13 protein-coding genes are annotated in these 9,170 nt (G+C 70.0%); 12 read left to right on the forward strand and 1 reads right to left on the reverse strand.

The window, feature by feature from the left end; genetic code table 11:
- Positions 1–2: 2 nt before the first annotated feature.
- Complete coding sequence (locus ACFOES_RS19935) at positions 3–890, reverse strand: LysR family transcriptional regulator (protein WP_377835272.1); 888 nt, start codon at positions 888–890, stop codon at positions 3–5.
- Between the two features lie 470 nt (positions 891–1,360).
- On the opposite strand from ACFOES_RS19935, the gene ffh reads away from it, so the two are divergent.
- The 12 genes from ffh (at position 1,361) to ACFOES_RS19995 (ending at position 8,959) form a co-directional block, all read left to right on the forward strand.
- Positions 1,361–2,875: a signal recognition particle protein gene (ffh, locus tag ACFOES_RS19940; RefSeq protein WP_377835275.1), complete on the forward strand. Its 1,515-nt coding sequence runs from the start codon at positions 1,361–1,363 to the stop codon at positions 2,873–2,875.
- Between the two features lie 70 nt (positions 2,876–2,945).
- Entirely contained in the window at positions 2,946–3,485 is a 540-nt protein-coding gene (locus tag ACFOES_RS19945) for a GNAT family N-acetyltransferase (RefSeq protein ID WP_377835277.1), read from the forward strand.
- Positions 3,485–4,015: a GNAT family N-acetyltransferase gene (locus ACFOES_RS19950; RefSeq protein WP_377835279.1), complete on the forward strand. Its 531-nt coding sequence runs from the start codon at positions 3,485–3,487 to the stop codon at positions 4,013–4,015. The genes ACFOES_RS19945 and ACFOES_RS19950 overlap by 1 nt, the downstream gene beginning before the upstream one ends.
- On the forward strand, positions 4,012–4,308 hold the full coding sequence (locus ACFOES_RS19955) for a chorismate mutase (protein ID WP_377835281.1): 297 nt from the start codon (positions 4,012–4,014) through the stop codon (positions 4,306–4,308). Before ACFOES_RS19950 ends, ACFOES_RS19955 begins: the two co-directional genes overlap by 4 nt.
- Positions 4,309–4,349: 41 nt before the next feature.
- Positions 4,350–4,727: a 30S ribosomal protein S16 gene (gene rpsP, locus ACFOES_RS19960; protein ID WP_377835283.1), complete on the forward strand. Its 378-nt coding sequence runs from the start codon at positions 4,350–4,352 to the stop codon at positions 4,725–4,727.
- Between the two features lie 62 nt (positions 4,728–4,789).
- On the forward strand, positions 4,790–5,299 hold the full coding sequence (gene rimM, locus ACFOES_RS19965; protein ID WP_377835285.1) for a ribosome maturation factor RimM: 510 nt from the start codon (positions 4,790–4,792) through the stop codon (positions 5,297–5,299).
- Positions 5,299–5,904 (forward strand): hypothetical protein, encoded by a 606-nt coding sequence (locus ACFOES_RS19970; RefSeq protein WP_377835287.1) that lies wholly within the window; start codon positions 5,299–5,301, stop codon positions 5,902–5,904. The genes rimM and ACFOES_RS19970 overlap by 1 nt, the downstream gene beginning before the upstream one ends.
- The gene (locus ACFOES_RS19975) at positions 5,897–6,700 is read left to right on the forward strand and encodes a hypothetical protein (RefSeq protein WP_377835288.1); all 804 of its coding nucleotides are present in this window, start codon (positions 5,897–5,899) and stop codon (positions 6,698–6,700) included. Before ACFOES_RS19970 ends, ACFOES_RS19975 begins: the two co-directional genes overlap by 8 nt.
- 212 nt (positions 6,701–6,912) lie before the next feature.
- Entirely contained in the window at positions 6,913–7,677 is a 765-nt protein-coding gene (trmD, locus tag ACFOES_RS19980) for a tRNA (guanosine(37)-N1)-methyltransferase TrmD (protein ID WP_377835300.1), read from the forward strand.
- 49 nt (positions 7,678–7,726) lie between these two features.
- A complete protein-coding gene (gene rplS, locus ACFOES_RS19985) occupies positions 7,727–8,104 on the forward strand; it encodes a 50S ribosomal protein L19 (RefSeq protein WP_377835290.1) in 378 nt (125 codons plus the stop codon).
- Positions 8,105–8,115: 11 nt separating this feature from the next.
- Positions 8,116–8,337: a 50S ribosomal protein L31 gene (rpmE, locus tag ACFOES_RS19990; protein WP_377835292.1), complete on the forward strand. Its 222-nt coding sequence runs from the start codon at positions 8,116–8,118 to the stop codon at positions 8,335–8,337.
- A gap of 274 nt (positions 8,338–8,611) precedes the next feature.
- Positions 8,612–8,959 carry a hypothetical protein gene (locus ACFOES_RS19995; RefSeq protein ID WP_377835294.1) on the forward strand — a complete coding sequence of 116 codons (348 nt, stop codon included), beginning with the start codon at positions 8,612–8,614 and terminating at the stop codon, positions 8,957–8,959.
- Positions 8,960–9,170: the final 211 nt, after the last annotated feature.

Consider the following 9,170-nt stretch of genomic DNA (forward strand, 5'->3'; position numbering starts at 1 on the left):
ACTCACGCCACCGGCCATGCCTTCGCCGCCTCCTTGAGATGCTGCAGGAAGGCCTGCACCTTCGGCGTCCGGTGCAGGTCGACATGGGTGACCAGCCAGATATCCGCCCGCCATTCCGCCCGCGCCGGCATCACCTCGACGACGCCGCAGCCCTCACCCGCGCGCCAGGCCGGCAGGAAGCCGATCCCGGCCCCGTCCAGCACCGCCTGGACCAGCGCCGCCGGTTCGGTCGCGCGGTAGGTGATGGCGCTGTCGGGCACGTTCTCCTTCATCCAGCGATAGAACGGCGCCCGCGGCGCCCCGCCGTCCTGGCCGACGAAGCGGTGGCCCTCGAACTCCTCCGGCCCTGCCGGCAGGCCGTGACGGTCGACATAGCTCTGCGCGGCATAGAGCGCGTAGCTCGAGCGCAGGAAGGGCTGGGCCACGTTGTCGGGCTCTTCCGGCGCCGCGCCGGCACGGATCGCGACATGGGCCTCGCCGTATTCCAGCCGCAGCAGCCGGGTGTCGGTGACATAGCGCACCGTCAGCCCGGGATGGGCCTGCTGGAACGAAACCAGCACCGGGGTCAGCAGGGTGGCGAAATCGGGCAGCGAGGTGACGACGAGCTCGCCCGTCACCGCCGCCCCGGCGCCGCGCAGCCGGGCCGCGAGCTGGGCGAACTGGTCCTCGGTCGCCTGCGCCACCTGCAGCAGGTCGCGCCCCGCCTCGGTCGGGGTGTAGCCCCGGGCATGGCGCTGGAACAGCTTGACGCCCAACCGTTTTTCCAGCGCGTCGACATGGCGGATGACGGTGGCGTGATGCACCCCCAGCGCCTCGGCCGCGCCCGAGACGGTGCCGATCCGCGCGACATGATAGGCGGTGCGTATCTCGTCCCAGGTCTCGATCGGCATGGTCCCCTCCGGCGTGCCGGCCCAGCAAGGGGCATTTCGCGCCCGAATGCAATCCCGTGCGGGGCCCGTGCGGGGCCCGACCGCCGGACCGGGGCGCTGCCCCGGACCCCGGAGTATTTCGGCAAAGAAGAAGAGCGCGGCAGCCCCCTGCCATCTTCCCCTGAGCGGAAATATCCCGGGGGGAGGCGCCGCAGGCGACGGGGGGCAGCGCCCCCTGCCCGTTCCCCAGCCGCGCACCCGGCCGCGCACCCGGCCTCGCACCCGGCCGCGCCCGCGCGAGGGTTTCTTGACTCTGCCCCCGGTTCTGCCCTAAACGGCGCCATCTGCCGGAAGTCCGTCAAGCTTCCGGTCCCCGGCGCGACCGGGGATCGCCACCCGTCAGCGAGGTTTCGCCCGCGGGTGCGATTGGCGTTTGGGCCGTCCCGTCTTACATACGGGGCACGTAGCAACAGGGTCGAAGGAGACCGGGCATGTTCGAGAATCTGTCAGAACGCCTTGGCGGCGTCTTCGACCGGCTGACCAAGCAGGGCGCGCTGAGCGAGGACGACGTCAAGACCGCGCTGCGCGAGGTCCGCGTCGCGCTGCTCGAGGCCGACGTCTCGCTGCCCGTCGCCCGCGACTTCGTCAAGAAGGTCCAGAGCCAGGCCACCGGCCAGGCCGTCACCAAGTCGATCACCCCCGGCCAGCAGGTCGTCAAGATCGTCCACGACGCGCTGATCGACGTGCTGCGCGGCGAGGAAGAGCCCGGCGCGCTGAAGATCGACAACCCGCCGGCGCCGATCCTGATGGTCGGCCTGCAGGGCTCGGGCAAGACGACCACCACCGCCAAGCTGGCCAAACGGCTCAAGGACAAGCAGGGCAAGCGGGTGCTGATGGCCTCGCTCGACACCAACCGCCCGGCGGCGATGGAGCAGCTGGCCATTCTCGGCACCCAGATCGGCGTCGACACCCTGCCGATCGTCAAGGGCGAGAGCGCGGTCCAGATCGCCAAGCGCGCCAAGCAGCAGGCGACGCTGGGCGGCTACGACGTCTACATGCTCGACACCGCCGGCCGGCTGCATATCGACGAAGTGCTGATGGACGAGGTCCAGGCGGTGCGCGACGTCGCCACCCCGCGCGAGACGCTCTTGGTGGTCGACGGCCTGACCGGCCAGGACGCGGTCAACGTCGCCACCGAGTTCGACGGCAAGGTCGGCATCTCGGGCGTGGTGCTGACCCGGATGGACGGCGACGGCCGCGGCGGCGCGGCACTTTCCATGCGCGCCGTCACCGGCAAGCCGATCCGCTTCGTCGGCCTGGGCGAGAAGATGGATGCGCTCGAGACCTTCGAGCCCGAGCGCGTCGCCGGCCGCATCCTCGGCATGGGCGACATCGTCGCGCTGGTCGAGAAGGCGCAGGAGACGCTCGAGGCCGAGCAGATGGAACGCCAGATGAAGCGTTTCAAGAAGGGCCTGTTCAACATGAACGACCTGCGCGACCAGCTTGAGCAGATGCTCAAGATGGGCGGCATGCAGTCGATCATGGGGATGATGCCGGGCATGGGCAAGATGCAGAAGGCGGCTGCCCAGGCCGGCTTCGACGACACCATGCTGCGGCGCCAGATCGCGCTGATCAACTCGATGACCAAGCAGGAGCGGGCCCGGCCCGAGCTGCTGCAGGCCAGCCGCAAGAAACGCATCGCCACCGGCGCCGGGCTGGAAGTGTCCGAGCTGAACAAGCTGCTGAAGATGCACCGCCAGATGGCGGACATGATGAAGAAGATGGGCAAGAAGGGCATGCTCAAGCAGGCGATGAAGAGCATGTTCGGCAAGGGCGGCGGCATGCCGGACCCGAGCCAGATCGATCCCTCGCAGCTCGATCCGGCGGCGATGAAGGCCGCGGCCCAGGCGATGAAGGGCGGCATGCCGGGCGGCATGGGCGGCCTGCCCGGGCTCGGCGGCGGCAACCTGCCCGCCGGCCTGTCCGGTTTCGGGAAGAAGAAGTGACGTACCGCACCGGCATAGGCGCAGAGGCCGGCCGCAGGGCCGCCGCCCCCGTTCGCGGGAGGGGTCGGGCATGACGGTCCCGCATCTCGCCGATACCCCGGTGCTGGAAACCGAACGGCTGATCCTGCGCGCGCCGCAGGCCGGCGACTGGCCGGCCTATTCCGCCTTCATGGCCAGCGACCGCGCGCGGTATGTCCGGCCGACCGACTACGACCCGGCCCTGACCTGGCGCGGCTTCGGCCATTTCATCGGCCATTGGGTGATGTGCGGCTTCGGCCAGTTCGTCGTCACCGAGCGCGAGAACGGTGCCGTCCTCGGCGCCACCGGCCACTGGTTTCCCGCCGGCTGGCCCGAGCGCGAGATCGGCTGGATGGTCTGGGCGCCCGAGGCCGAGGGCAAGGGCATCGCCTACGAGGCCGCCGCCGCGGTGCGCGACCACAGTTTCGGCACGCTGGGCTGGGACACCGCCGTCAGCTATATCGCCCCGGCCAACAGCCGCTCGATCGCGCTGGCCGAGCGGCTCGGCGCCCGGCTCGACCCGCAGGCGCAGGCGCCCGGGGGGCATGGCGAGGTCCTCGTCTACCGCCACCCCAAGCCGGAGGGCCTGTAATGCTCGACATCGCCTCCGCCATCCCGGTGCTGGAAACCGAACGGCTGGTCCTGCGCGGCCCGAAGCCCGCGGATTTCGAGCCCATCGCCACCTTCTTCGCCGACGAAGAGCGCGCCTGGGGCTTCGGCGGCGCCATCGACCGGCCCGAGGCCTGGCGCTGGTTCGCCTCGATGATCGGCCACTGGGCGCTGCGCGGCTACGGCTTCTGGGTCATCACCGACAAGGCCGACGGCACGCCGCTGGGCATCACCGGCCTGTGGGAGCCCGAGGGCTGGCCCGAGCCCAAGCTGGGCTGGGGCGTCTTCGAGGGCGCCGAGGGCCGCGGCATCGCCTACGAGGCCGCGATGGCGGCCCGGGCCCATGCCTACGACACGCTCGGCCTGCCGGCGCTCAGCTCGAACATCTTCCCCGGCAACGGCCGCTCGATCGCGCTGGCCGAGCGCATGGGGCCCCGGTTCGAGCGGGAATACGACAACGTCAAGCACGGGCGGGAACTCGTCTACCGCCATCCCAGACCGGAGGCCGCATGACCGACGACGCCACCCGCGCCCAGGCGCTGCTGCAGGACCATCGCGAGTCGATCGACCGGCTCGACGCGATCCTCGTCTTCACCCTCGCCGAGCGGTTCAAGCACACCCAGTCGGTGGGCCGGCTCAAGGCCGCGCACGACCTGCCGCCCTCGGACCCGGCGCGCGAGGAGCGCCAGATCGAGCGGCTCGAGCGGCTGTCGCAAGAGGCCGATCTCGACCCCGAATTCGCCAAGAAATTCCTGAACTTCATCATTTCCGAAGTGATCAGGCACCACGAGAAACTGCAGAAATGACGGGCTGACGCCCGCCCAAGCCAAACCAAGGAGACACTGACATGGCTATGAAAATCCGCCTCGCCCGTGGGGGTTCCAAGAAGCGTCCGCACTACGCGATCGTCGCGTCCGACAGCCGCATGCCGCGCGACGGCCGCTTCATCGAGAAGCTGGGCACCTACAACCCGCTGCTGCCGAAAGACAGCGAAGAGCGCGTCAAGATGAACATGGAGCGGGTCCAGTACTGGCTCGACCAGGGCGCCCAGCCGACCGACCGCATCGCCCGCTTCCTGGAAGCCGCCGGCACCCGCGAGAAGGCCGTCCGCAACAACCCGAACAAGGCCGTTCCGGGCAAGAAAGCCGCCGAGCGCGCCGCCGCCAAGGCCGAGAAGGCCGCCGAGGCCGCTGCCCCGGCCGAAGAGGCCGCCGCCGAGGAATGAGATCGGCGCGGGCGGGCCGGTGATGGCCCGCCCCGCTTGTCTCTGGCCGGAGGGAGGACAGCATGGCCGGGCCTGACCGCGTCTGCGTCGGCGCCATCACCGGGGCCTTCGGGGTCCGCGGCGAGGTGCGGCTGAAAAGCTTCTGCACCGAGGCCGAGGCGATCGGCGACTACGCCCCGCTCTGGACCGAGGACGGCAGCCGCAGCTTCACCGTCAAGATCACCCGGTCGATCCCCAACGGCCTGGCCGCCCGGCTGTCGGGCGTGAGCAACAAGGACCAGGCGGATGCCCTGCGCGGCACCCGCCTGTTCGCCGACCGCGACAAGCTGCCCGGTCTGCCGGACGACGAATTCTACCATGCCGACCTGATCGGCCTGACCGTGCTCGATGCCGGCGGGACCGAGATCGGCAAGGTGCGCGCAATCCACAATCACGGCGCTTCCGACCTGCTGGAGGTCACGGGACCGGGACTTAAGGCCCCGATCCTGCTACCGTTCACGCGTGAGGTGATCCCGACGGTCGATATCGCGGCCGGACGGATCATCGCCGACGTGCCGGAAGGATTGCTGTGATGACCGAAAGCCCGCCCCGCGAGGACCTGATCAGTCCGCGGCTGCGCAACTGGCTGTTCCTGATCGCCACCGCCCTGCTCTACATGGGCCCGCTGCTGGCGGGGCTGTCGGATTACGGCTGGGGCGTGATGCCGTTCTTCGTCGTCGTCTTCCTGGTCTGGCTGGCGCTGATGCGGCCGGGGCTGTATCCGGCCAGCGGCTCGGGCTGGACCGGGCGCACCTGGGCGGCGCTGGCCGGCTGGGCCGCGGTCCAGGTCGCGCTGGTGATCTTCTGCTTCGCCGTCGGCCGTGGCGTCGGTGGCGTGCTGGGCGCCCTGCCGGCGCTGCCGCTATGGCTGACGCTGGGGCTGTCGACCATCGCGATCCCGCTCGCCCGGCTGTTCCGTCCCGCGCCGCTGACGCCCGAGATGGAAGCCTTCATCGACGCGGCCACGCGCGAGTTGGACGAAGCGTCCCGCAAGCTGGACGAGGCGGCGGCTGCGGCCCCGGACGCAGCGGCGAAGACGGCGCCGGACGCGACATCGGATACGGCGCCGGAACAGGACGCGGGCGAGGCCGGCTCCGCCCCGGCCCAGGCCAAGGCCAAGGACAAAGGCGATGCCTGACGGCCCGGTGCGGGTCCTCGTCCATGCCGGCTTCCACAAGACCGGCACCTCCAGCCTGCAGGACTTCCTGCGCCGCAACCGCGCGGCGCTGAAGCCCTGGCTGGACTATTACGGCAAGGCCGATTTCCTCGAGGCCGGCGCCGCCGCCCGGCGCTATGGCCAGCGGCCCTTCCCATGGCGGCTGTGGCTGTTCCGGCGCCAGCTGCGGCGCTTCCTGGCCACGATCCCCGACGCGCCGCTGATCGTGCTGTCGCGCGAGACCTTCGCCGGCGTCATGCCCGGCCATCGCGACTGGCGCGGCCGCATGGTGCAGGGCTACGCCGCCACCGCCATCCCGCTGGCCCGCGCCGTCATCGCCGAGCTGCGGCGGCGCTTCGGCCCCGGGGTCCGGATCGAGTTCCTCTACACCACGCGCGACCGCGAACGCTGGATCCGCAGCGTCTACGGCCACCTGCTGCGCTCGATCCACCTGACCGAGGAGTTCGGGGCCTTCCGCGCCCGCTTCCCCGATCTCGCCGCCCCGGACGAGGAGGCTCGGCGCATCGCCGCCGCCCTGCCCTGCCCGGTCCATGCCGCGCGGCTCGAAGATCACGCCGCGGCCCCCGCCGGCCCGGCGACGCCGGTGCTCGATCTTGCCGGCGTGCCGGCGGAGGCGCGGGCCCGGCTGGTCCCGGCCGGCCGCTCGAATGTCGGCCAGACCCCGGAGATGGAGGCGGAATTCCTGCGCCTCAACCGCTCGGGCAAGGCCAGGGCGCAGCTGAAGCGGATCAAGGACCGGATGCTGGCCGAGGGCTGAAGAGAGAGCAGCCGGCCGGCAGCCACAGAAACCTGTTCCCCTGCCCCCGACGGCGCAGTAGAAGGCGCGCCATGAGCGACGATCCCAAAGCACCGGCCCCCAAATCCCAGGCCTCCAAGTCTCACGGCACCAAGTCTCACGGCGCCACCTCTCACGGCGCCAAGTCGCATGGCCGGCTGTCGATCTCGGCCACGCGGCAGCCGCGCGACCTGATGGCCGGGCCGCCGCGTCTGCGCGGCGCCTGGACGGCGAAGATCATTACCCTGTTTCCCGAGGCCTTCCCCGGCACGCTCGGCCTCAGCCTGACCGGCAAGGCGCTGGACCATGGGCTGTGGGCGCTGGAAACCATCGACCTGCGCCCCTTCGGCGAAGGCAAGCACAAGAATGTCGACGACACGCCGGCCGGCGGCGGCGCCGGCATGGTGCTGCGCCCCGACGTCGTCGGCAAGGCGCTCGACCAAGCCTCGATCGGCACCCCGCCCGACCGGGCGCGCTGGCCCGTGGTCTACCTGTCGCCGCGCGGGCGCCCCTTCAGCCAGGCCATGGCGCGCCGCTGGGCGCAGGGCGACGGCATCACCCTGCTCTGCGGCCGGTTCGAGGGCGTCGACCAGCGCGTTCTCGACCATTACGCGGTCGAGGAGGTCAGCCTGGGCGATTTCGTCCTGACCGGCGGCGAGATCGCCGCTCAGGCCTTGATCGACGCGACGGTTCGCCTTATACCCCGCGTGCTTGGGAATCAGGCGTCCACCGAGGAGGAGTCCTTCTCGGACGGGTTGCTGGAACACCCTCAATATACAAGGCCCGCCGTCTGGGAAGACCGCGCGATACCGGATGTTCTTCTGTCCGGCCATCACGGGAAGATCTCTGACTGGCGGCGGGAGACGGCCGAAAGGCTGACCAAGGAACGACGGCCTGATCTCTGGCGGGCTTACTGTGCGCGGCACGGTAGGGACCCGGAAGAAGACCAAGAGCTCTGAGGCGTCCCCACCTTCGCGGACCAACCGCGAGCACAGGAAAGGAATTGCGATGAACCTGATCGCGCAACTCGAGGCCGAGCAGATCGCGTCGCTCGGCAAGACCATCCCGGATTTCAAGGCCGGCGATACCGTCCGCGTCGGCTACAAGGTGACCGAAGGCTCGCGCACCCGGGTGCAGAACTACGAAGGCGTCTGCATCTCGCGCAAGGGCGGCAACACGCTGGCCGGCTCGTTCACCGTGCGCAAGATCTCGTTCGGCGAAGGCGTCGAGCGTGTCTTCCCGCTCTACTCGACCAACATCGAGTCGATCGAGGTGGTGCGCCGCGGCCGGGTCCGCCGCGCCAAGCTCTACTACCTGCGTGGCCGTCGCGGCAAATCGGCCCGGATCGCCGAAGACACCACCTACAAGCCTAAAGCCGAAGCCTGAGGAGCGGAGCGATGAAAAAAGACATCCACCCCGATTACCACATGATCGAGGTCAAGCTGACCGACGGCAGCACCTACCAGGTCCGCTCGACCTGGGGCGCCGAGGGCGAGACGCTGGCACTCGACATCGACCCGTCGTCGCACCCGGCCTGGACCGGCGGCACCAGCCGCCTGATGGATACCGGCGGCCGCGTGTCGCGCTTCAAGAACAAATACGCCGGCCTCGGCTTCTGAGCCGGCCGCGCGGGCCGCTTCGGCGCCCGCATCGCCAGACAGGCGCCCCGTCGGGTTTCCGGCGGGGCGTTTTCCGTTGCGCGCCCGCCACGGCCGGGACATGGCGCGGATCACCCCCCGCCCCCTGGCAGCGACGTTGCGCAGCTGGCGCCCCATCGCGCGTCATGCCCGAAAACCGGGCGATCTGGCAGAGTTACGCGCAGGCCCTCTGATAAATACTGGGCACAGGCCCTAAACCATGTTAGAAGTTCTGGAGTCACTTTGGAGAGTTCCGATGATGAAGAAAATCGTAGTCGCATCCCTCGGTCTGGCGCTGCTTTGTGCATCGCCGCTCGCCGCGCAAACGGCCAAGCGGATGACACATGACCAATTGATGCAATGGGCGAAAGCCGGGGGCTATTGCGGCTCCATGGCGGTCGTGGACGCCCAGTATCTGGCGGACGGCCGGGTGCAAGTGACCTGCCCCACCGGCTACAAGGCCGGCTCCGGCACGGCGGCGGGCACCGGCCTGACCGGTGGTCTGGGTGCCAGCGGCGGCGCGATCGCCGGCGTGATCGGGGTCGTGGTCGTTGCGGCGGCGGCCGGCAGCGGCAGCGGCAGCTCGTCGACCACCACCAACTGATAGCTCCCCGCCAGGTCGGAACGACCAGGTCAGGACGTGAAAAGGAATTGGAAGGCCCCGCTTGGCGGGGCCTTTCCCTTTGACGGGCCCCGCCGGACCGCCTTCACCTCGGGCCCTGCCCTGACCTGTAGCCGAAGCGAGGTCGTGCTGCACCGCCACCCGCGGCCAGATTGGCGGGCTGAGGACGGCGGCTGACGGCGGCGGCTGAGGA

It is taken from the genome of Acidimangrovimonas pyrenivorans (genome assembly GCF_042643245.1).
GTDB lineage: Bacteria > Pseudomonadota > Alphaproteobacteria > Rhodobacterales > Rhodobacteraceae > Acidimangrovimonas > Acidimangrovimonas pyrenivorans.

Coding starts and splice junctions, on each gene's coding strand:
- ACFOES_RS19935 (WP_377835272.1), bottom strand. CDS start 890: ATGCCGATCGAGACCTGGGACGAGATACGCACCGCCTATCATGTCGCG.
- ffh (WP_377835275.1), top strand. CDS start 1,361: ATGTTCGAGAATCTGTCAGAACGCCTTGGCGGCGTCTTCGACCGGCTG.
- ACFOES_RS19945 (WP_377835277.1), top strand. CDS start 2,946: ATGACGGTCCCGCATCTCGCCGATACCCCGGTGCTGGAAACCGAACGG.
- ACFOES_RS19950 (WP_377835279.1), top strand. CDS start 3,485: ATGCTCGACATCGCCTCCGCCATCCCGGTGCTGGAAACCGAACGGCTG.
- ACFOES_RS19955 (WP_377835281.1), top strand. CDS start 4,012: ATGACCGACGACGCCACCCGCGCCCAGGCGCTGCTGCAGGACCATCGC.
- rpsP (WP_377835283.1), top strand. CDS start 4,350: ATGGCTATGAAAATCCGCCTCGCCCGTGGGGGTTCCAAGAAGCGTCCG.
- rimM (WP_377835285.1), top strand. CDS start 4,790: ATGGCCGGGCCTGACCGCGTCTGCGTCGGCGCCATCACCGGGGCCTTC.
- ACFOES_RS19970 (WP_377835287.1), top strand. CDS start 5,299: ATGACCGAAAGCCCGCCCCGCGAGGACCTGATCAGTCCGCGGCTGCGC.
- ACFOES_RS19975 (WP_377835288.1), top strand. CDS start 5,897: ATGCCTGACGGCCCGGTGCGGGTCCTCGTCCATGCCGGCTTCCACAAG.
- trmD (WP_377835300.1), top strand. CDS start 6,913: ATGGCCGGGCCGCCGCGTCTGCGCGGCGCCTGGACGGCGAAGATCATT.
- rplS (WP_377835290.1), top strand. CDS start 7,727: ATGAACCTGATCGCGCAACTCGAGGCCGAGCAGATCGCGTCGCTCGGC.
- rpmE (WP_377835292.1), top strand. CDS start 8,116: ATGAAAAAAGACATCCACCCCGATTACCACATGATCGAGGTCAAGCTG.
- ACFOES_RS19995 (WP_377835294.1), top strand. CDS start 8,612: ATGATGAAGAAAATCGTAGTCGCATCCCTCGGTCTGGCGCTGCTTTGT.